General features: G+C 63.9%; 22 protein-coding genes. 14 read left to right on the top strand and 8 right to left on the bottom strand.

Features of this window, described 5'->3' with window-relative positions; translation table 11 throughout:
* Both hpt and AAC071_RS03400 read right to left on the bottom strand, forming a co-directional pair.
* On the bottom strand, nt 1-546 hold the full coding sequence (hpt, locus tag AAC071_RS03405; RefSeq protein ID WP_339830026.1) for a hypoxanthine phosphoribosyltransferase: 546 nt from the start codon (nt 544-546) through the stop codon (nt 1-3).
* 4 nt (nt 547-550) lie between these two features.
* Nucleotides 551-1,429, bottom strand: a complete 879-nt coding sequence (locus tag AAC071_RS03400) for an MJ0042-type zinc finger domain-containing protein (protein ID WP_339830025.1) — start codon at nt 1,427-1,429, stop codon at nt 551-553.
* A 216-nt stretch (nt 1,430-1,645) separates the two neighbouring features.
* Here AAC071_RS03400 and ftsE point away from each other — a divergent pair, with 216 nt between their 5' ends.
* The 7 genes from ftsE (at nt 1,646) to AAC071_RS03365 (ending at nt 8,917) form a co-directional block, all read left to right on the top strand.
* On the top strand, nt 1,646-2,305 hold the full coding sequence (gene ftsE / locus AAC071_RS03395) for a cell division ATP-binding protein FtsE (protein ID WP_339830024.1): 660 nt from the start codon (nt 1,646-1,648) through the stop codon (nt 2,303-2,305).
* A complete protein-coding gene (locus tag AAC071_RS03390) occupies nt 2,298-3,257 on the top strand; it encodes an FtsX-like permease family protein (RefSeq protein ID WP_339830022.1) in 960 nt (319 codons plus the stop codon). Before ftsE ends, AAC071_RS03390 begins: the two co-directional genes overlap by 8 nt.
* A gap of 111 nt (nt 3,258-3,368) precedes the next feature.
* Nucleotides 3,369-4,025 (top strand): YdcF family protein, encoded by a 657-nt coding sequence (locus AAC071_RS03385; protein ID WP_339830020.1) that lies wholly within the window; start codon nt 3,369-3,371, stop codon nt 4,023-4,025.
* Between the two features lie 27 nt (nt 4,026-4,052).
* On the top strand, nt 4,053-4,790 hold the full coding sequence (locus tag AAC071_RS03380) for a lysophospholipid acyltransferase family protein (protein ID WP_339830018.1): 738 nt from the start codon (nt 4,053-4,055) through the stop codon (nt 4,788-4,790).
* Nucleotides 4,791-4,921: 131 nt separating this feature from the next.
* Nucleotides 4,922-7,255 (top strand): adenosylcobalamin-dependent ribonucleoside-diphosphate reductase, encoded by a 2,334-nt coding sequence (locus tag AAC071_RS03375; RefSeq protein WP_339830016.1) that lies wholly within the window; start codon nt 4,922-4,924, stop codon nt 7,253-7,255.
* A gap of 13 nt (nt 7,256-7,268) precedes the next feature.
* A complete protein-coding gene (locus tag AAC071_RS03370) occupies nt 7,269-7,706 on the top strand; it encodes a VOC family protein (protein WP_339830014.1) in 438 nt (145 codons plus the stop codon).
* Nucleotides 7,706-8,917, top strand: coding sequence for a crosslink repair DNA glycosylase YcaQ family protein (locus AAC071_RS03365; RefSeq protein WP_339830012.1), 1,212 nt, complete (start codon nt 7,706-7,708; stop codon nt 8,915-8,917). The genes AAC071_RS03370 and AAC071_RS03365 overlap by 1 nt, the downstream gene beginning before the upstream one ends.
* Here the strand turns inward: AAC071_RS03365 and AAC071_RS03360 are convergent.
* Entirely contained in the window at nt 8,859-9,407 is a 549-nt protein-coding gene (locus AAC071_RS03360) for a gamma-glutamylcyclotransferase (RefSeq protein WP_339830010.1), read from the bottom strand. The genes AAC071_RS03365 and AAC071_RS03360 overlap by 59 nt on opposite strands.
* A 41-nt stretch (nt 9,408-9,448) precedes the next feature.
* Between AAC071_RS03360 and AAC071_RS03355 the strand changes: the two genes are divergently transcribed.
* Nucleotides 9,449-10,528, top strand: coding sequence for a DUF2125 domain-containing protein (locus AAC071_RS03355; protein WP_339830008.1), 1,080 nt, complete (start codon nt 9,449-9,451; stop codon nt 10,526-10,528).
* On the opposite strand, the gene AAC071_RS03350 is transcribed toward AAC071_RS03355, so the two are convergent.
* Genes AAC071_RS03350 through AAC071_RS03340 form a run of 3 tightly spaced genes read right to left on the bottom strand, consistent with a single transcriptional unit; the run spans nt 10,522 to nt 13,482 of the window.
* On the bottom strand, nt 10,522-11,475 hold the full coding sequence (locus tag AAC071_RS03350) for a prephenate/arogenate dehydrogenase family protein (protein WP_339830006.1): 954 nt from the start codon (nt 11,473-11,475) through the stop codon (nt 10,522-10,524). The two genes, AAC071_RS03355 and AAC071_RS03350, sit on opposite strands and share 7 nt — an antisense overlap.
* Nucleotides 11,472-12,578: a histidinol-phosphate transaminase gene (gene hisC, locus AAC071_RS03345; protein ID WP_339830004.1), complete on the bottom strand. Its 1,107-nt coding sequence runs from the start codon at nt 12,576-12,578 to the stop codon at nt 11,472-11,474. Before hisC ends, AAC071_RS03350 begins: the two co-directional genes overlap by 4 nt.
* A gap of 4 nt (nt 12,579-12,582) precedes the next feature.
* Nucleotides 12,583-13,482, bottom strand: a complete 900-nt coding sequence (locus AAC071_RS03340; protein WP_339830002.1) for a chorismate mutase — start codon at nt 13,480-13,482, stop codon at nt 12,583-12,585.
* Nucleotides 13,483-13,676: 194 nt separating this feature from the next.
* Between AAC071_RS03340 and AAC071_RS03335 the strand changes: the two genes are divergently transcribed.
* Nucleotides 13,677-14,864 carry a homoserine O-acetyltransferase gene (locus AAC071_RS03335; RefSeq protein WP_339830000.1) on the top strand — a complete coding sequence of 396 codons (1,188 nt, stop codon included), beginning with the start codon at nt 13,677-13,679 and terminating at the stop codon, nt 14,862-14,864.
* Nucleotides 14,861-15,499 carry a methionine biosynthesis protein MetW gene (gene metW / locus AAC071_RS03330; protein ID WP_339829998.1) on the top strand — a complete coding sequence of 213 codons (639 nt, stop codon included), beginning with the start codon at nt 14,861-14,863 and terminating at the stop codon, nt 15,497-15,499. Before AAC071_RS03335 ends, metW begins: the two co-directional genes overlap by 4 nt.
* On the opposite strand, the gene AAC071_RS03325 is transcribed toward metW, so the two are convergent.
* Entirely contained in the window at nt 15,496-16,251 is a 756-nt protein-coding gene (locus tag AAC071_RS03325; RefSeq protein WP_339829996.1) for a methyltransferase domain-containing protein, read from the bottom strand. The genes metW and AAC071_RS03325 overlap by 4 nt on opposite strands.
* Before the next feature lie 160 nt (nt 16,252-16,411).
* On the opposite strand from AAC071_RS03325, the gene gloB reads away from it, so the two are divergent.
* From gloB to AAC071_RS03305, 4 genes are all read left to right on the top strand, one after another.
* Nucleotides 16,412-17,182, top strand: a complete 771-nt coding sequence (gloB, locus tag AAC071_RS03320) for a hydroxyacylglutathione hydrolase (protein WP_339829994.1) — start codon at nt 16,412-16,414, stop codon at nt 17,180-17,182.
* A gap of 22 nt (nt 17,183-17,204) precedes the next feature.
* Nucleotides 17,205-17,624, top strand: coding sequence for a cupin domain-containing protein (locus tag AAC071_RS03315; RefSeq protein WP_339830336.1), 420 nt, complete (start codon nt 17,205-17,207; stop codon nt 17,622-17,624).
* 94 nt (nt 17,625-17,718) lie between these two features.
* Nucleotides 17,719-18,627, top strand: a complete 909-nt coding sequence (locus tag AAC071_RS03310; RefSeq protein WP_339829992.1) for a polysaccharide deacetylase family protein — start codon at nt 17,719-17,721, stop codon at nt 18,625-18,627.
* Between the two features lie 12 nt (nt 18,628-18,639).
* The gene (locus AAC071_RS03305) at nt 18,640-19,269 is read left to right on the top strand and encodes a DUF882 domain-containing protein (protein ID WP_339829990.1); all 630 of its coding nucleotides are present in this window, start codon (nt 18,640-18,642) and stop codon (nt 19,267-19,269) included.
* A gap of 28 nt (nt 19,270-19,297) precedes the next feature.
* Here the strand turns inward: AAC071_RS03305 and phbB are convergent, their stop codons facing one another.
* A complete protein-coding gene (phbB, locus tag AAC071_RS03300) occupies nt 19,298-20,026 on the bottom strand; it encodes an acetoacetyl-CoA reductase (RefSeq protein WP_339829988.1) in 729 nt (242 codons plus the stop codon).
* Between the last annotated feature and the right edge of the window lie 2 nt (nt 20,027-20,028).

Below are 20,028 nucleotides of genomic sequence, written 5' to 3'. Positions count from 1 at the left end.
TCATGTCTCCAGATAGCCGACAAACGGCAGTTGACGCCAGGCGTGAGCGGCGTCCATCCCGTAGCCGACCACAAAGCGGTCGGGACAATCGAAACCGACGAAATCGGCAGTGATCTCGACCGCCAGCTTTCCAGGTTTGCGCAGCAGGACGCAACTCCTGACCTTTTGCGCGCCGCGCGACACCATCAGGTCGCGCGCATAGGCAAGCGTCCGGCCGGATTCCAGGATATCGTCGACGATCAGGACATCGCGGCCGGCAATGTCGACCTCCGTGTCGCGGATGATGCGCACCTCGCCGAGCGACTGCGTCCCGGTGCCGTAGCTCGACAGGCTGATGAAATCCACATCCGGTGTCATGCCCGCCTCGTGGAGTGCGCGCAGCAGATCGGCGGCGAAGATGAAACTACCCTTGAGAATCGGAATGATCAGCGGCTGCGGCACCATCGATGCCGCTATTTCCGCCGCCAGACCGCGAACGCGCTCGCCGATTTCCGCCGCCGAATAGAGAACGGGGATGGAGGCGCCATGCGGCGCGGGCCCGTTCAAGCGTCTATTCCGCGTCAGGCGCGGCAGCATCCGGCGCGGCGGCGTCTTCCTCTTCGCGGACGAAACGAATCTCGATATCGCGCGCCTCGACCGGCGGACTTGACAGACGCGTCATGAAGCTTGCCGCTTCGTCGGCCGGCAATTCCGGTTGCCCGAGCGCAAATGTCCAGTGATAGAGTTCCTTCTGATCGCCATCACGCAGCCCGACGCGCAGACGCGGCAGCGCAATGGCCTTGCCGCTGACATTGACGACCTCGCCGGTGACAGCCAGAACCGGCAGGCCCTGTTCTTCCTGCCGCTCGTATCCGACATTGCGAAATTCGAGGCCACGCAGATTGACCGGGGCGCCGACCGCCGCATAGACATGGGTCGTCGCCGGCCAGACGGATGCAATATCGGCCCGCCACTGATAGCCACCCATCAAAGTTCCGCCGACAAAGAGTGCCAGCGCCGCCCAGCCGGCCGCATTGAGTGCCTTGCCACGGCGCATCGAAGCCGCGCGCCGCACCTGCGCCCGGAACCGGTTGCCGATATCGGCCGTCCGGGAAACCGCAACCGGCGCGTCGGCGAAGACCACATCGTCATCGTCGGATGCCGGCTTGTCGGCAGGCGGCGAGCCGTCCGCCACCGGGCCGGTCGTCGGTTTCTCGCCAAAAATCTTCTTGCGTGTGGCAGCCGCCGTGAAGGCCGGTGCCGCAGGAGGTGCGGCCGGCGGCGCCTCGACCGCAGATTCGACCGTGGACGGGGCCGCATCGAGATCGGCCGGCGGGGCCTGATGCCAGCTTTGACCGCATTTTGCACAACGCACTTTCCGTCCCGCCGGCGCAAAGGAGGAGGCCTCCACCGGGTATCGCGTCGAGCAGGATGGACAGGTAATGATCATCCGGGACATTCGGTTTGGCGTTGATGACAACAGGGGCCGAAACGGAGCCGGGCCCGCCCGGCCGCGATCCGCATTTCCACAAGCCTATTCAAAGCCGCCCCGTGGTTAAAGCCGCGTTAAGAAGACCACGCCAGATAGCTGAAATGCCCGGCGACAAGCCATTTTTCACCGGACCGCTCTGCATGGGCAGGTTTTTTCCATGATACCGTCGCTGCCATGATTCGCTTCGAGAATGTGGGCATGCGCTACGGCATGGGGCCGGAGGTGCTGCGCGATGTGAGTTTTCACCTCGCGCCGGCATCCTTTCACTTTCTGACCGGGCCGTCCGGTGCCGGCAAGACATCGCTGCTGAAGCTGATGTTTCTGGCAACGCGGCCCTCGCGCGGGCTGATCACGATGTTCGGCAAGGACATCGCGACACTGCCCCGCGCCGAATTGCCGCCACTACGCCGGCGTATCGGCGTGGTCTTCCAGGAATTCCGCCTGCTCGATCATCTGACAACCTACGAGAATGTGGCCTTGCCGCTTAAAATCCAGGGCCGGGCCGAAGAGAGCTACCGGCCGGATGTCGAGGAACTGCTTGCCTGGGTCGGCCTCGGCGACCGCCTGAGCGCCAGGCCGCCAACCCTTTCGGGCGGCGAGAAGCAGCGCGCCGCGATCGCCCGCGCGGTTGTCGCCCAGCCCGACCTGCTGCTGGCCGACGAACCGACCGGCAATGTCGATCCCGAGATGGGCCAGCGCCTGCTGCGTCTGTTCATCGAACTCAATCGTCTCGGCACATCGGTGCTGATCGCGACCCATGATCGGGCGCTGGTTGAGGCCGCCGGCGCGCCGGAACTGGTCCTGCACAAGGGAGGGCTGACCGTCCGTGGCTGATGCACCTCGCCCCCCTGATCCGGCCCCCACCTTTCACAGCGAACGGCGCGGCGCCGGTGCAGCGCTGGCAGGCCTTCTGGTCGAGACCCGAAGCGTGATGCCGGCTGCCGGTGCGACAGGGATATCCCTCGTGCTCGTCATCGCGGCCATGTGCTTCCTGGCCAGCCTCGCGCTCGGTGCCGCACTTTCGGTGGACCGCGTCGCCAGCGACTGGACCAGCGATCTGTCGGGTGCGCTGACCGTGCAGATCAAACCTTCGCCCGACACGGCACCCGAGGAACAGGTCGACGCCGTGATGCTGCTGCTGGACCGGACGCCCGGCATCCTGTCGGCGAGAGCCCTGTCGCGCGCCGACACAGAGGCCTTGCTCGAACCATGGCTCGGAACGGGGAACGTGACCCCCGATCTGCCCCTGCCCCGGCTGATCGATATTCGAGTCGATGCGGCGGCACCGCCCGATCTCGAAGCGCTTTCGCGCAATATCGCCGCCGCAGCCCCCGGCGCAACGCTCGACACGCACCACCAGTGGCGCGCCGAACTGCGTCGCGCCGCCCGCGCCGCAACCTTCCTCGCCTATGGAATTCTTGTCGCTGTTGCGGCAACAACCATCGCCATCGTGACCTTTGCGACCAGGGCCGGGCTTTCGGCAAACCGCGAAGTGGTCGAAGTGCTGCATCTGATCGGTGCACGCGACCGCTTCATCGCCGCCGAAGTCCAGCGGCATTTTCTGCATCTGGGCTTTCGCGGCGGGCTGATCGGCCTGGCCCTGTCGGTTGCGACCTTCCTGCTGCTCAACGTCACGAACGGCGGCAATGGGTTGTTCATGGTGCCCATATCGGGCCTCCGGCCGGAGCACTATCCGGTCCTCGCGGCCGTGCCGTTTGCGGCGGCGGCCGTCGCCGTCCTGACCGCCCGGATAACAGTCATGCGCAGCCTCGAGCGGATGCTCTGACCCCCGCGTCCGCCGGGATTTGGGCCCTGACCATCCTATGCGGCAACCGGGCCGGCTGTGCTAGGCTTGAGCAAAACCGGAAGGCCGGGGACGGCCGCCGGGTATCGAAGCATGATGGCGCGATCGATGGAGATGAACGCGGACATGACGGCGGACGGGACGCGACGACAGGGCCCCGGCAAGCGCATCGCCCGGATCGCGGCGGGTCTCGCGGCGCTGCTGGCTGTTGCCTATGCCGGCGGCTTCTTTCTCTTCACCGCCGAACTCCACCGCACGCCGCCAGCCGACGTTCCGGTGGCCGACGGCATCGTCGCCCTGACCGGCGGCCCGGACCGCATCACCGTTGCCTACCGGCTCCTCGATCAAGGCAAGGGGACGCGGCTGCTGATCACCGGCGTCCATCCCGACGTGACACCTGTATCGCTGAAGAACATCGTGCCGGGCGATGCGGCCAAGTTTGACTGCTGTGTCGATCTCGGCCGCATGGCCGAGAACACGATCGGCAATGCCGCCGAAACCGCCGACTGGGTCCGCAGGAACGACTATCGCTCGATCATCCTGGTGACCAGCACCTATCACCTGCCCCGCGCGCGGCTTGAACTGCACCGCGCGATGCCGAGCGTCGAGATCGTGTCCTATCCGGTCTTCCAGGACACGTTGCATCTTGACGGCTGGTGGGCCTATCCGGGCACCACGCGACTGCTCGTTTCCGAATATACCAAATATCTGCTCACGCTGACCTATCGCCAGCCATCAATCTCGTCCTGAGCATCCTCCCGCATAAGGATTCCGCCCGTGCTCTGGCTCCGTTCCGCCGCCTTCAATGTCACATTCTACGCAATGTCGGTTGTCGCCGTGATCGGCGCGACGCCGGCCTTCATGCTGCCGCGACGCTGCACGCGTGCGGCGATCCGGTGGTGGTCGCGCACGACGCTCCACCTGCTGCGTCTTCTGGCCGGCACAAGTTACGAGATACGGGGAAAGCTGCCCGAGGGCGCCGTCCTGGTCGCTTCCAAGCATCAGTCGATGTGGGACACGATCGCGATGACCGCCATCCTCGACTGTCCGGCCATGGTGCTGAAGCGCGAGCTGCTCTGGATTCCCTTTTACGGCTGGTACGCGCAGAAAGCGCGCATGATTGCCATCGATCGCGGCGCCGGCTCGCAGGCGATTCGCCGCCTGATCGCCCAGGGCAAGGCAGCGCTGGCCGAAAGACGCCCGATCGTGATTTTCCCTGAAGGCACGCGCAGCGCACCGGGGAGCAAGCTCGACTACAAGCCCGGCGTCGCCGCGCTCTACCGGCAACTCGACGTGCCCTGTATCCCGGCCGCGGTCAATTCCGGCCTCTTCTGGGGCCGCCGGGGATTTCTTCGACATCCCGGCACCATCGTCATCGAGTTCCTCGAGCCGATCCCGGCCGGTCTCGATCGCAAGAGCTTCATGACAACGCTGGAAGGCCGCATCGAACAGGCCGCCGCCCGCCTTGCCGCCGAGGCGGCGCCTCGGACCGGGGCTGTGGAAAAAGGCGCATAGCTGCACGCCTGAAACCGGGGAAAACCGGAATTTATCCGGTTTTTCAATATCTTCTGCCATGCTGATCTGTGGATTACTCAGGACAAAGCAAGAACATTGATTTGCGCCCGAGCCGCGCCTAGGCTGCCCCCATGAAGAGCATTGCCGAACAGATCTGGGACATGAAATACCGCCTCCGCGCCGGGGACGGAACGCCGCTCGACCAGACGGTCGAGGACACATGGACCCGCGTCGCCCGCGCGCTGGCCGCCGCCGAGGCGCCGGAGGCACGCGATGCCTGGACCGCCCGCTTTCGCGACGCGCTGGCGGGGTTCCGCTTCCTGCCGGCCGGCCGCATTCTGGCCGGCGCCGGCACGGGCCGCGACGTGACGCTCTTCAACTGCTTCGTGATGGGCGAAATCCCCGACACCATGGCCGGCATTTTCGAGAATCTGAAGGAAGCCGCGCTGACCATGCAGCAGGGCGGCGGCATCGGCTACGATTTCTCGACGCTGCGCCCGAAAGGCGCGCCGGTTAAGGGCGTTGGCGCGGATGCGTCAGGCCCCCTCTCCTTCATGGATGTCTGGGACGCGATGTGCCGCACCATCATGTCGGCCGGTTCGCGGCGCGGCGCGATGATGGCGACGATGCGTTGCGACCATCCCGACATCGAGGCCTTCATCGAGGCAAAGCAGGCCCCCGGCCGACTGACCATGTTCAATCTCTCGGTGCTGGTCAGCGACGCCTTCATGGCGGCGGTGAAGGTGGATGCCGACTGGAACCTCGTCTTCGGCGGCACCGTCTACAAGACGCTGAAGGCGCGCGCACTCTGGGACAAGATCATCGCCGCGACCTTTGCCTATGCCGAGCCGGGCGTGATCTTCATCGACCGTATCAATGCGCGCAACAATCTCTATTACGCCGAGACGATCCGCGCGACCAACCCCTGCGGCGAGCAGCCGCTGCCACCCTATGGCGCCTGTCTGCTCGGCTCGATCAATCTTGCTGCGCTCGTGAAGGAGCCTTTCAGCGACGCGGCGCATATCGACGAAACCGAGCTTGCCGATCTCGTCCAGGTCGCGGTGCGGGCGATGGACAATGTGATCGACGTCTCGCGCTTTCCGCTGCCCGAACAGCGTCACGAGGCACAGGCCAAGCGCCGCATCGGCCTCGGCGTGACGGGCCTGGCCGACGCGTTGATCATGTGCCGCGCGCGCTACGGCTCGGAGGCGTCGCTGAAACTGATGCGTGCCTGGATGAAAGCCCTCTCACGCGCCGCTTATCTTGCCTCGGTCGACATCGCAAAGGAAAAGGGGCCCTTCCCGCTTTTCGTCGCCGACGCCTATCTCGCCGGCGAGACCGTTTCGGCACTCGACAAGGATGTGCGCGACGCCGTCGCGAAACACGGTATCCGGAACGCGCTGGTCACCTCGATCGCGCCGACCGGCACGATTTCACTTTTCGCCGGCAACGTCTCGTCGGGCATCGAACCCGTTTTCGCCTACAGCTACACGCGCAAGGTGCTGCTGCCCGACGGCACGCGGCGCGAGGAACGCGTGCAGGACCACGCGGTCGAGAAGTTCCATGAGATTTTCGGCGCCGAAGCGGCACTGCCGGACTATTTCGTCAACGCGCAGGAACTTGCGCCGGCCGATCACATCGCCGTGCAGGCCGCCGCGCAGGATTATGTCGACAGCTCGATCTCGAAGACGATCAACGTGCCGGCCGATATTTCCTTCGATGCGTTCAAGGACATCTACACCACCGCCTATGAGAAGGGCCTGAAAGGCTGCACGACCTATCGCCCGAGCGAGGTGCGCGGCTCGGTCCTGTCGATCGACGAGGCGCCGAAGCCTGCCGCGGAAGAAACCGCGCAGCCGGCATTGCCGCTGGCCGCGCCCGCCACGCATGAAATCTACGAGAAGGATGGCGTCGTCTACATGTCGAAGCCGCTGGAGCGCGAGACGGTGCTGCCGGGCTTCACCTACAAGCTGCAATGGCCCGAAAGCGACCACGCGATCTACATCACCATCAACGATATCATGCAGGACGGTAGGCGGCGCCCCTTCGAGATTTTCATCAACTCGAAGAACATGGAGCACTACGCCTGGACGGTGGCGCTGACGCGCATGATCTCGGCCGTCTTCCGCCGTGGCGGCGACGTGACTTTCGTGGTCGAGGAATTGAAGGCCGTGTTCGATCCGCGCGGCGGCTCATGGATGAAGGGCCGCTATGTGCCGAGCCTCTTGGCCGCCATCGGCGAGGTGATCGAACAGCACATGATCGACACCGGCTTCATCGCCGCAAAGGACGGCCGCCCGGTGACCGAAGCCCTGCGCGCGGTCGCCGGCGAGCGCCCGCCGGGCGAAGGCGGCGATCCGACGGTGACACGCCTCAAGGGCTGCCCGCGCTGCGGCGAACGCGGCATGGTGCAGCAGGAAGGCTGCGAAACCTGCACCGCCTGCGGCTTTTCGAAATGCAGTTGAGATACCTGTGTCAGTGCGCGGCTTCATCCATCATATCGATCTGACGGTGCAAGACCCCTGGGCCTCGGCCTGGTTCTACGACGCCGTGCTTGGCTATATGGGCTATCGCCGCTTGCGCGAGGACGAACGCGGCTTCGACTGGGAACACACGGGTGCGTCCGACCGCCTGCCAAGTGTCGGCATCTTCAAGGCCGAGGGGCCGAACGCCGACCACCTCCACGACCGCTATTCGCCGGGCCTGCATCACATCGCCTGGATCGCCGAGAGCCGCCACGACGTCGACCGGCTGCATGCGCTGCTGATCGATATCGGCGCGACCGTTCTCGATCCGCCGGCCGACTATCCCGAATATGGCGATGGCTACTATGCGGTGATGTTCGCCGATCCCGATGGGCTGAAACTCGAATTCGTCTATGAGCCGCGCGAGATGCCCGGCCTTTCGCATATCTGATGGCGGCACCTCTTCCCGTTTCCAACGCCGAGGCCCGGCGCCTCTTCCTCGAGCGCCACGCGTTGAGCGCGGCGGCATCACCCGACTTCTGCGCCGACCGCACGCTGGCCCTGGTCAAGCATCTGGGCTTCGTGCAGCTCGATTCGATCAACACCGTCGAGCGCGCCCATCACCTGATCCTCTATTCGCGTGCACCGGGATACCGCCGCGAGCATCTGGCCGATCTTCATCACGAGCGCCGCGACCTCTTCGAGCATTGGACTCATGATGCTTCGCTGATCCCGATGGAATTCTACCCGCATTGGCGGCATCGCTTCGCGGCGGCGAAGAAGCGGATCGAGGAGAATCCGCGCTGGCAGGAGCGTATCGGCCCCGACGGCGAAAAGACGATCCGCAATGTCCGCACCCGCATCCGCCGCGAGGGGCCTGTCATGGCGCGCGACTTCGAGGACAAGGGCAAGGGTTCCTGGTGGGGCTGGGGCCCGTCCAAGACCGCGCTCGAAACATTGTGGCGCACCGGCGAACTCGCCATCGCCCGCCGCGACGGCTTCGAGAAAGTCTATGATCTCGCCGAACGCGTGATCCCGGACGATGTACGGCGCGAACGCCCGAGCCTTGCGGCATCGACCGACTTTCTCTGCCGGGAGGCTCTGGCCCGCCTCGGCTTCGCAACACCGCAGGAAATTGCCGCCTTCTGGAAGCTGGTCCCGATAGAGCACGCAAAGGTGTGGGCCGCCAAAGCGCTGAAGCGCGGCGACGTTATCGAAGTGAGCATCGACGACATGACCGGCGAGCGGCGCAAGGCGCTCGCGCTGGCCGACATCGAGGCGCATATCGCCGCGGCGCCGGAACCGCAGGCGGCGATGCGCTTCCTCTCGCCTTTCGATCCGGCGATCCGCGACCGCGCGCGGGCGCTGCGCCTCTTCGGTTTCGACTATCGCATCGAGGTCTTCGTGCCGGAGAAGAAACGCCGCTACGGCTATTATGTGCTGCCGTTGCTTGAGGGCGACCGGTTCATCGGCCGCGCCGACGTGAAGGCGCACCGCGCCGAGGGAAGACTGGAAATGAAGGGTTTCTGGAGCGAGCCCGGTGTCAAGCTGACGAAGACACGCGAAGCCGGCATCCGCCGCGCCCTGAGGGAGCTTGCCCGCTTCACCGGGACGCCGCAGATCGATGCAGACGCTGCGCTACGGCGTGCCAGAGCCGGCTGAGATTCTCGTCAGGCGCTCCGGCCTCGTCGAGATGGCGCACCGTGCTTTCGAGATAGTCCGGATTGCGGCCGGAGCGCCCCTCGCCCTCGGCGATCAGTCGCACCTGTTCCTCGAACGGCAGCTGCCCGGCATATTGTCCATGGCTACGGTCGACGACAAAGCAGAGCGCCGCGACCTTGCGGGTCTTGCCGATCAGCTCGACCGGCTTGACGACATCCTTGTAGACCAGAGTCACCTGTTCACGGGCCTGCAGATAGCGCCGCGTTTCTTCGGCCCGCGCGGCGTCAACGCGGAACGCCACGCCGCGACAGGCACCGCCCGCGTCGAGCCCGAAGACGAGGCCGGGCTTTTCGGGCGTCCCGCGATGAACATGACTGTAGACGCAGAAGGACCGATGATACCCCCTGAGCAACGCCGGATACCGCTCTTCATGCTCGAAACCTGGCCGCCACATCAGCGACCCGTATCCAAAGACCCACAAATCCTGCATGCTGGCGGCACTCCCTCGCGCAGCCACACTCTAGAAGCAAGATGACAGAACCGACAACCGACATGGGGCCGCCCCGCCCCCGCCGCTGGCACATATATGCGCCGACGATCGCCATCGCTGTGCTTGTTGCGCTTTATGCCGTCTACTGGACGGCCGTCTCGCGCGAGGTGCGCGGCGCATTGGAGATTTTCGCGACGAATCCCGGGCATGGCCTCGTCGTCGGCTGGCAGGAACTTTCGCTGGGCGGCTTTCCCTACCGGATCGAAGCGCGTTTTTCGTCCCCCACCGCCAGCGCGCCGACAACGCCGGAAGCCTGGTCATGGAAGGGAGAGGCGGCCGAAATTGCGTTGCTCCCGCACAATCTGCGCCACCTCATCGTCAATCTGAGGGGCACGCAGGAATTGCGCTATCGCGACCCGTCGGCACCCCGGATCGAGAATGCAATGTTCGCCACAATGAAGGGCGCATGGGCCAGCTATGTCGAGGTGCCCGGCGCGTCGTTCGGCCGCCTTGCCGTAGACGTCGAGAACGTCGAGGCGCGCCACGAAAGAGGCAATCCGGGCAGCGTCGAGACGCTCGACGCGGGCCGGTTGCAGCTTCATATGCGACCAGCCCCCACCGGCACGCCCGATCTCGATATCGCCTTGCAGGCCGACGTCGTCACGCTGGGTCTGACCCGGAGCATTCGCGCACTCGGCCCCGATATTGCGCGGATCATGATACAGGCGCGGGCGCGCAACCTGCCGCCCGTGGAACGCATGAGCGCCGTCGAACTGTTTGAGCAGTGGCGCGCCGTCGGCGGCACCCTGGCCGTCTCCGATCTGATCGTTCAATGGGGACCGCTCGACATGACGGCGAGCGGCGAAATGGCGCTCGATGAAGAGAATCGTCCACAAGGACGCTTCGATACCGAGATCGCCGATTTCGAAGGCCTGCTCGAGGCAATGGTACGCGAAGGTCTGGTGCGCGAGCGTGACGCACGCGTCGCATTGGCTGGTCTCGTGCTGGTCTCGCAGCTTCAGGGAAGTGAGCCGGGGCGCGTGCGCGTGCCGGTCAGCATGAACGAAGGCCGGCTCTATCTCGGTCCGCTGGCTGTCGCAGACCTCTCGCCGCTCTACTGATCGGCCGTGCCGTCGGGCTTCGTATGCGTCGGATTGCGGCCGAAATTCGGCATCGGAGAATCCTGTCCCGCATCGATGATCGAACGGCGGATGGCGCGGGTGCGCGTGAAGAGGTCGAACAGCACGTCGCCGTCGCCCCAGCGGATCGCCCGCTGCAGAGCGGTCAGATCCTCGGAGAAGCGCGCCAACATCTCGAGAATCGGTTCCCGGTTGTTGAGGCAGACATCGCGCCACATCGTCGGATCGGAGGCCGCCAGTCGCGTGAAGTCCCGGAAACCGGACGCCGAATACTTGATGACCTCGGATTGCGTCACCGTTTCGAGATCGCTTGCCGTTCCGACGATGTTGTAGGCAATGATATGGGGCAGATGGCTCACGATCGCGAGGACCAGATCGTGATGTCGTGGCTCCATGATGTCGACATTCGAGCCGCAGGCCGTCCAGAATGCGCTCAGTTTTTCAAGCGCCCCGGCATCGGTTCCGGGAACCGGTGTCAGAATGCACCAGCGGCCATCGAACAACTCGGCGAAGCCGGCGTCAGGCCCGGACTCTTCCGTGCCCGCGATCGGATGACCGGGAATGAAGTGGATACCGTCCGGAATATGCGGGCCGACATCGCGCACGACCGCGACCTTGACCGAGCCGACATCGGTGACGATGGCGCCTTTCTTGAGCGCCGGTTCGATCTCGGCGGCAACCGCCGAAAGCGCACCGACCGGCGTGCAGATGACGACAAGATCGGCGTCCTTTGCCGACGCGGCGGCAGTCTCATGCGCGCTGTCGATGAATCCGAGCTCCAGCGCCCGCGCGCGCGTCGCCGCCGACCGCGCATGGCCCGCGATATGACCGGCGAGGCCTCGACGCTTCATCGCATGGCCGAGCGAACCGCCGATCAGGCCGAGGCCGATCAGCGCCACGCGCCCGAAATGGGGTTCGGCGCCGCTCATGCTGCGCCTCCCTTGCGGCTCATGAATTCGGCAAGCGCGGCAACAACCAGCCGGTTAGCCTCCTCGGTGCCCACGGAGAGACGCAGGTGGTTCGGCAACCCGTAGGATGTCATCTGGCGCAGGATCAGGCCGCGCCGCATCAGAAAGATGTCAGCATCGCCGGCACGGCGGCCCGGCTCGTCGGGGAAGCCGATCAACAGAAAATTTGCAACACTCGGCGCAACGACAAGATCGAGCTTGCCGATTTCTTCCGCCAACCAGGCGAGCCACCTGTCGTTATGCGCACGCGCGTCATCGACATGGCCGGTGTCGCGCATCGCGGCGACGCCGGCCTTCAACGCCGGGATCGACACATTGAACGGACCGCGGATGCGGTTAATGACATCGGCAACATGCGCCGGGGCATACATCCAGCCGAGCCGAAGCGCCGCAAGCCCATAGATCTTCGAAAAAGTCCGCGTCATCACGACATTTTCGAACGTGGCAACAAGTTCGATCCCGGCTTCATAATCGTTGCGGCTGACATATTCGCTATAGGCCGCATCAAGCACCAGCAGAATGTCGGGGCGCAGTCCGGCATGAAGGCGGCGCACCTCGTCGGACGGCAGATAGCTGCCGGTCGGATTGTTGGGATTGGCGATGAACACGATCCGGGTGCGCGGCGTGACTGCAGCAAGGATCGCATCGACATCGGTGCGCAGATTCCGCTCTTTCACCTGGATGCAGGTCGCACCGGCCGCCTTGGTGACGATCGGATAGACGAGAAACCCGTGCTCCGTCGCGATCGCCTGGTCGCCTTCACCCAGATAGGCTTGCGCAAGGAGGTGCAACAGTTCGTCGGAACCTGCGCCGCAGACGATGCGCTCTGCGTTGAGTCCGTATCGCGAAGCGATCGCCCCGCGCAATTCGTCTGCGCCGCCATCCGGATAAAGTGCCATGCTTTCGGCAGCGGCAAGAAAGGCCTCGCGCGCGCGGGGACTCGGGCCGAGCGGTGTCTCGTTCGCGGACAACTTGAAAATCTTGCCGGCACCGGTCGCGCTGGCGCGACCACCAACATACGGTTCGATGTCGAGAATGCCGGGCTGCGGCGTCGGGCGTGTCATGATCCTACCCGCCGTCAGTCTCGCGATGCAGCGGATTGGCATAGCCGCCAATCACACGTGCCGCCGCAACCGCATCATCTGAAAGCGCGGCAAGCCGCGGATCGTCCGTACCGACAAATCCCTGCACCGCAAGAAGACTCGCATAAGTTGCCGAACCGTCAGCCATCTGTGCATGGTCAACCCGCATGCTGTCGAAACCCGCGGCTTTCGCCAGCGCCACGGCGCGTCCTTCGCTGACGTTCTCCGTGGTCAGAAGCACCAGAAGGCTCGTATCGTCGCCGGTTTCTTCGAAATCGGCCTGCGTCACCACATAGGCGCGCATCTGGTCGTCGTCTCGTCCGACTTCGACGAACGGCAACCGCGCCACAACACGCAATCCGAGCTGATCGTTGATGGCAAGTGACACCCACCAGTCACCGCCCGCATGACTGCCGGGCTCCGGCAGGATGCCGACCGCCGACCGATCATGGCCGAGCCGCCGCAACATGTCGCGCGCAGTTCCATGCAGCTCCATCGGGGTCGATGAGCCGTAATAGCTTCGCGCCAGATCCCAGTATCCGAGCGCATAGTCGTCCCCGCCGCCGAACACCTCGACCCGGAAAGGTCCTTGTATACGTGTCATGGCCGCAATGATCTCGCGCCACAGCCGGAAGACGACACGCAAAGGCAGATCACCCCGATGCCGCGCCGCCAACCGTCGCAGAACCTCCGCCTCGCGGCCGGGCCGGAAGGCGATGAAACTGCCCTCGCCGGCCGCGCTGGCCTCGCGCGCCTTGGCTTCCGCGACCTCGACGACAAGCTCCGTCCGCTTCATCAGCAGGTCGTGAACGGCATCGTCGATTGCGTCGATCTCCTTGCGGACATCGGCAAGCGCTTTCTCAGGGCTGGTCGTCTCGATCGTCATGCGCGTCTCTCGGCGGGGAAGCCCCTCGCGGCGGGGCCCCTTTCCCCCGACCCGCAAGAGCGGTATTCATACGGGCCAAACCCGCTAAAATCAAAGAAAACATTGACATTTTGGGGGGTGCATCTCTAGCTATGCACCCTCGCCCAGAGGGGTCCAGAGAACCACTCAGGGGCAAAAGACGGCGCAGAGGCGCGATGAACACGATCGACAGTGCTGGGGACGGGCAGCGTCCGGACTACGGCGGTGGCAGGGTCGCGGCGCAGAGCGCCACGGTAACCTTCGGCGCCGACGAACCGCTTGCGCTCGATTCCGGCGTCAGCCTCAGCCCGTTCACCATTGCCTACGAGACCTATGGCACGCTGAATGCCGACAAATCGAATGTCGTGCTGATCTGCCATGCATTGACGGGCGACCAGTATGCAGCCAGCACCCATCCGGTCACCGGCAAGGCGGGCTGGTGGCCCCACATGGTGGGACCGGGCCTGCCCATCGACACCGATCGGTTTTTTGTCGTCTGCCCCAATGTCATTGGCGGCTGCATGGGCACGACGGGTCCGCGCGATATCGATCCGGCGACCGGCCGGCCTTACGGGCTCAATTTCCCGGTGATCACCATCGGCGACATGGTGCGTGCCCAGGCGACGCTGCTGGATCGGCTCGGCATTCGCGACCTTTTCTGCGTCATTGGCGGCTCGATGGGCGGCATGCAGGTGCTGCAATGGGCGGCTGCCTATCCCGATCGTGTCTTTTCGGCCATCCCGATCGCCACGGCCGCCCGCCACTCGGCCCAGAACATTGCGTTCCACGAAGTCGGCCGCCAGGCGATCATGGCTGACCCCGAATGGAAGCAGGGTGCCTATCTGATTGAAGGCACGAGCCCGGCCAAGGGGCTCGCCGTCGCGCGCATGGCGGCGCATATCACCTATCTTTCGGAGACCGCTTTGCATCGCAAATTCGGCCGCAATCTGCAGGATCGCGACAGCATCACCTATGGTTTCGACGCTGATTTCCAGATCGAATCCTATCTGCGCCATCAGGGCTCGACTTTCGTCGACCGCTTCGATGCCAACTCCTATCTCTACATCACGCGTGCGATGGATTATTTCGATCTTGCCGACGATTTCGGCGGCGTTCTCGCCAATGCATTCCGGGGCACCAGAGCGCGTTTCTGTGTCGTCTCGTTCACCAGCGACTGGCTGTTCCCGACTTCGGACAACAGACAGATCGTTCACGCCCTCAACGCTGTCGCAGCCAATGTAAGCTTTGTCGAAATCAGGACCGACAAGGGTCATGATGCTTTCCTGCTCGACGAGCCTGAAATGTTTGCAACGCTGCGTGGTTTCATCGACAGCGCCGCTCGAACGCGAGGGCTCGCGCAATGAACCATGGCAACGGCTATTCGACGGGCCGCGTCGACCTTGATCTCATCGCCCAGATGATTGCGCCCGGAAGTCGCGTGCTCGATGTCGGTTGCGGCGACGGCGAGTTGCTTGAACTTCTTTCAAGCAAGAAGAATGTCGACGGACGCGGCGTGGAACTGAGCCAGGAAGGTGTCAACGCCTGCGTGGCTCGGGGTCTGTCCGTGGTACAGGGCGACGCCGATACTGACCTTGCCGACTATCCGGACGACGCATTCGACTACGTCATTCTGAGCCAGACCATTCAGGCAACACGCAATCCTCGGGAAGTCCTGCATGCGATGAAGCGCATCGGACGACATGTCATCGTGTCATTCCCGAACTTCGGCCATTGGCGCGTGCGTCTGCAGCTACTTCTCAGCGGCCGCATGCCCGAAACGCCTTCCCTGGGCTACTTCTGGTATGACACACCCAATATCCATCTTTGCACGCTACTCGACTTCACGAAGCTCTGCGACGATCTGGGCCTGAAGATCGAGGATTCGGTCATCGTAACGGGAAAGACGGTGCGCCGATTGTCGCGCCCCGGCGTTATTGCCAACCTGCTGGCCGGAGACGCCGTTTTTCTGCTCTCCCGGCACGACGCCCGCGCGCTCTAGCGATTGTCAAAAGAACTGGTCGATCGCGCAGGCGCCGGAAGCGGCGCAAGCGCCCGAACGCGCTGGGCAACTTTTTGTGCCACCGGCAAGGGCGTCGCCGCATAGATCTGTTTTGTCGCCTCTACCAGAATGACGCCTGAAAAGCGGGACCAGAGCATATGTCCGGCACGCTCCCAGGCCCCCGCGGAGCGCAGCAGCGGCCGCCAGTCGAAAGGCGGAACAAACAGCGCGACCTCCCAGGTGGACGGACTGAACATCGACTCGCGCAGAAGTTGCGTCAGTTGCCCACGCGAAAATGGCTGTCCGTGGCCGAACGGCGTCGCTTCGCGCCGTGCCCACAAGCCACGCCGGTTCGGCACGACGATCAGCAGGCGCCCGCCAGGCGCCAGCACACGCCAGATTTGCCTCAACATCACCCGCATCGCTTCGCTGGCCTCAAGTCCATGAACCACCAGAACGCGATCCATGCTTTCATCTTCAAGCGGCAATTCCCTCTCATCGACCAGACCGGTCAAGGATTTGCCCTCGGACGGCCAGTGCAGCACGCCCTGACGGGCCGGCATCAGGCCGACCACGCGCTGCGCATTGCCGCCGATCACACCCAGATAGGGCGTTGCAAATCCGAAACCCATCACATTCAGGCCACGCAATTCGGGCCATATGGCCTCGATGCGGCGGCCGATATGGCGCTGGGCAACCTGGCCGAGCGGCTGCCCGTAAAAATTTCGAAGGTCGATCACATCCATTGGCATGAGGCTAAGCCTATCAGATCCCCGTTACTGGTGACGACGGGTTCACGTTGGAGCCTGGTCGCACTAGGCTAGGAGCACAATCGGTCGACAACGGCAATATTGTCACGTGAGAACGGAAATTGCCCGCAGGCGCGGCCGAAACGGAAATGAGAGAGGCAAAATGACCGGGCTTCAAATTCACCAGTTCCCGTGCCTGAGCGACAATTACGGCTATCTTGTGCATGAGCCCTCCAGCGGCGCCACGGCAACAATCGATACCCCCGAGGTCGAGCCTATTCTACGGGCACTTGCCGACAGGGGTTGGTCGCTGACGCATATCCTCAACACGCATCATCACTTCGATCATGCCGGCGGCAACGCCGCCCTGAAAGAGGCGACGGGCTGTGTCGTCATAGGTCCAAGAGGCGAAAGGGACCTCATTCCCGGGATCGACCGCGCCGTGGGCGACGGCGACATCGTCGAATTGGGCAACGCCCGGGCACGCGTTATCGAGGTACCCGGACACACGCGCGGTCATATCGCCTACAGCTTTGCCGACGACAGGATCGCCTTTGTCGGTGATACGCTCTTCGCGCTCGGATGCGGGAGATTGTTCGAGGGGACGCCGCAACAGATGTGGACATCGCTCAACAAACTGATGCTTCTGCCCGATGACACCATCGTCTATTGTGCCCACGAATACACCCAGTCGAACGCGCGCTTTGCACTCAGCGTTGAACCTCGGAACGCGGCGCTCGTCGCGCGCGCCAGAGAAATCGACGAGAAGCGTGCACGCGGCGAATGGACGGTGCCAACCACCATCGGACTCGAAAAGGCCACCAACCCCTTTCTGCGCGCAGCAAGCCCCGATCTGCGTTCAACGATCGGAATGAGGGACGCATCGGACGTCGATGTGTTCGCTGAAACACGCCGGCGCAAGGACAGCTTCTGAAATGGACCACACCGGCGCAGCGCTGACGGCGGACGAGATCATCGCGCTACTGAAACTCGAGCCCCATCCCGAAGGCGGGTATTTCACCGAAACCTTCCGCGATGCGGCGGACGATCGCCGCGCACATTCGACGGCTATTTACTATCTTCTGAAGTCGGGACAGCGGTCGCATTGGCATCGTGTCGATGCGGCGGAGGTCTGGCACTGGTACGCGGGCGGGGCCCTGTCGCTTTCGATCAGCGAAGACGGACGGGCACCGGAGACGCTGACCCTCGGCCCCGATCTCGCCAGGGGTCAGAGACCGCAACTGGTCGTTCCGCAGGGCCATTGGCAGGCCGCAGAGCCACTGGGTGCCTTCACGCTGGTCGGTTGCACCGTTGCCCCCGGCTTCGAATTCTCGGGTTTCGAGATGGCGCCGCCCGACTGGGTGGCGGGCCGCTGACTGCCGCTTTTGCCGGACCTGTGGCCCGTTTGCGCTGGCCCATCCCCCAGCCTGGGCTAGAATTCGCTCGGGGCCGGCGAACCGGGGCGGGGGCATGAAACGCATATCGATAGCGGTGGTGGCGACGCTGACGCTGTTGCTGACGGCACCCGGCACAGCGGCGGCCCAAGGCACCTGCCCAACCGATCCGGCCTACGCGGCGGCAACCCGCGTTGTGACGGTACCGACCGAGAACGGGCCCGCTTTCGGCACGATGCAGTATCCGCAGACCGTGCCGCTCGGCCCGAGGGAAGTCGCCCTGACCTTCGATGACGGCCCGCATCCCGACAACACGATACGCATCCTCGACATTCTCGATCGTCATTGCATCAAGGCCACTTTTTTCATGGTCGGCTATTATGCGGACAAGCACCCAGAAATCGTGCGCGAAGTGGCGGCACGCGGACACATCATCGGCACCCACACATGGCTACACCCCAACAGCCTTCGTCAACTTTCGGCAGCACAGGCGAAACGAGAGATTCGTCGTGGGTTCGAGGCCGTAGAGGCAGCGCTTGCAGATGCGCCGGCCCAGGATCGCGACCGTCTGGCACCATTCTTTCGTTTTCCCGGCCTCAATGACAGCCCGGCGCTCATCCACTGGCTGGGCGAACGCCACGTCGCCACATTCTCCTGCGAGTTCGGTGCCGACGATTGGAAACCGATCGGTTCAGTGGAGGTGCGGCGCCGCGCCATACGCAACATCGCCTCGGTCGGACGCGGCATCCTGATCCTGCACGACACCAAGCCGCGCACGGCAGACATGCTGTCGGCGTTCATCGTCACGATGCGCGAACAAGGCTACAGCTTCGTCCAGCTCGCAGCAGAGACCGGGAGCCTTGCGCGCGCCGCCTCGGTACCGGACGCTCTCCTGACAGCCGCGGCCCCTCCGTCTGTCGCCGGCACGCAGCAGGCGGACATGACCACAGAACCTTCGCTTGAGCCCGATTCCTTCCTTCGCTAGGGTTTTCCGATGATGAAACGACCGACAGCGCAACGGATAACGCGCCGGACAGCCCTCGCGCTTTCCGCAGGCGCAGGTGTCCTGCTCGCCGCCCCCTCGCTGCTGCGCGCCGACGCGCCGCACAAGCGGGCGCTGAGGATGCAGAGCCTGAACTCCGGCGAGAAGCTCGACATCGTCTACTGGGCCGACGGTGACTATCTTCCGGAAGCGATCAGGCGCGTCGACTGGTTCCTGCGCGACCTGCGCGAGAACAAGTCGGCTCCGACCGACCCACGTCTGCTTGATCTCCTCTGGGAAATCGACAGCCATACCCGCTCGAAAAACCCCATCTTCACGATGTCGGGATATCGTACGGAGCGGACGAACGCCTGGCTTGACGCACGCGGAAACGGCGTCGACCCGGGAAGTTTTCACATGCGCGGGATGGCCGTGGACATCACGCAGGATTTTCATGACCCGGAAGAGGTCTACCGCGTGGCAAAAAAACTCGGCCGCGGTGGCGCCGGCTTCTACCCCACAAAGACGCCCTATGCGCATGTCGATGTCGGGCCAGTCGACGCATGGGTCTATCCAACGCCGGGCCGGCCGGGCCGCGATGAAGAGTATGACGCGCAGATCGCGGCCAAGGCGCAGGAAAGCTGACAGGCCGCGGCAACCCGGGCTGCCATGCCTATCCGGCGATGAATTGGGCGCCGTTGGCTGTGATCGTGGCACCGGTAACAAAGCTGGCCTTTTCATCTGCCAGAAACGTCACGCAATGCGCGATTTCCTCCGCCTTGCCGAGACGCCCGACAGGAATGGTGGCGATGATACCATCGAGCACTTTTTCCGGCACAGCGGCGACCATGTCCGTGTCGATATAGCCCGGCGCAATGCAGTTGACCGTGACACCCTTCCGCGCCACCTCCTGCGCCAGCGCCTTGGTGAACCCGATGACACCAGCTTTCGCGGCCGAGTAGTTGGTCTGCCCCATCTGACCTTTCTGACCATTGATCGACGAGATATTGATGATGCGCCCGAAGCCGCGCTCACGCATGCCGTTGATGAGGGGTTGGCACATGTTGAACATCGAATCGAGATCGACGCTCATGACTTCGCGCCACTGTGCGGGCGTCATCTTGTGCAGCATCCCGTCACGCGTGATGCCGGCATTGTTGACCAGCACGTCGACAGGACCGAGCGCCGCTTCGACTTCGGCAATGCCCTTCACGCAAGCGTCATAATCGCCGACATTCCATTTGAAGGCCTTGATACCCGTATCTTTTGTGAAGGCGGCAGCCGCCTGGTCATTGCCAGCATAGTTGGCGGCAACCTCGTAACCGGCCGCCTTGAGTGCCAATGAAATGGCATGGCCGATACCACGCGTGCCGCCGGTAACCAGTGCAACTTTCTTCGTCATGT

The organism is uncultured Parvibaculum sp. (assembly GCF_963975745.1).
Lineage (GTDB): Bacteria > Pseudomonadota > Alphaproteobacteria > Parvibaculales > Parvibaculaceae > Parvibaculum.
The sequence above is the reverse complement of the archived record's forward strand: the minus strand, read 5'-3'. Positions and strand labels throughout refer to the sequence as shown.

What these genes read in the sequence shown, in the direction of transcription:
- ftsE (WP_339830024.1), top strand. Translation starts at nt 1,646, where the DNA reads ATGATTCGCTTCGAGAATGTGGGCATGCGCTACGGCATGGGGCCGGAG.
- gloB (WP_339829994.1), top strand. Translation starts at nt 16,412, where the DNA reads ATGACCGGGCTTCAAATTCACCAGTTCCCGTGCCTGAGCGACAATTAC.
- AAC071_RS03400 (WP_339830025.1), bottom strand. Translation starts at nt 1,429, where the DNA reads ATGATCATTACCTGTCCATCCTGCTCGACGCGATACCCGGTGGAGGCC.
- AAC071_RS03365 (WP_339830012.1), top strand. Translation starts at nt 7,706, where the DNA reads ATGGCGGCACCTCTTCCCGTTTCCAACGCCGAGGCCCGGCGCCTCTTC.
- AAC071_RS03310 (WP_339829992.1), top strand. Translation starts at nt 17,719, where the DNA reads ATGAAACGCATATCGATAGCGGTGGTGGCGACGCTGACGCTGTTGCTG.
- AAC071_RS03340 (WP_339830002.1), bottom strand. Translation starts at nt 13,482, where the DNA reads ATGACGATCGAGACGACCAGCCCTGAGAAAGCGCTTGCCGATGTCCGC.
- AAC071_RS03360 (WP_339830010.1), bottom strand. Translation starts at nt 9,407, where the DNA reads ATGCAGGATTTGTGGGTCTTTGGATACGGGTCGCTGATGTGGCGGCCA.
- AAC071_RS03335 (WP_339830000.1), top strand. Translation starts at nt 13,677, where the DNA reads ATGAACACGATCGACAGTGCTGGGGACGGGCAGCGTCCGGACTACGGC.
- metW (WP_339829998.1), top strand. Translation starts at nt 14,861, where the DNA reads ATGAACCATGGCAACGGCTATTCGACGGGCCGCGTCGACCTTGATCTC.
- AAC071_RS03305 (WP_339829990.1), top strand. Translation starts at nt 18,640, where the DNA reads ATGAAACGACCGACAGCGCAACGGATAACGCGCCGGACAGCCCTCGCG.
- AAC071_RS03325 (WP_339829996.1), bottom strand. Translation starts at nt 16,251, where the DNA reads ATGCCAATGGATGTGATCGACCTTCGAAATTTTTACGGGCAGCCGCTC.
- phbB (WP_339829988.1), bottom strand. Translation starts at nt 20,026, where the DNA reads ATGACGAAGAAAGTTGCACTGGTTACCGGCGGCACGCGTGGTATCGGC.
- AAC071_RS03375 (WP_339830016.1), top strand. Translation starts at nt 4,922, where the DNA reads ATGAAGAGCATTGCCGAACAGATCTGGGACATGAAATACCGCCTCCGC.
- AAC071_RS03385 (WP_339830020.1), top strand. Translation starts at nt 3,369, where the DNA reads ATGATGGCGCGATCGATGGAGATGAACGCGGACATGACGGCGGACGGG.
- AAC071_RS03355 (WP_339830008.1), top strand. Translation starts at nt 9,449, where the DNA reads ATGACAGAACCGACAACCGACATGGGGCCGCCCCGCCCCCGCCGCTGG.
- hisC (WP_339830004.1), bottom strand. Translation starts at nt 12,578, where the DNA reads ATGACACGCCCGACGCCGCAGCCCGGCATTCTCGACATCGAACCGTAT.
- AAC071_RS03350 (WP_339830006.1), bottom strand. Translation starts at nt 11,475, where the DNA reads ATGAGCGGCGCCGAACCCCATTTCGGGCGCGTGGCGCTGATCGGCCTC.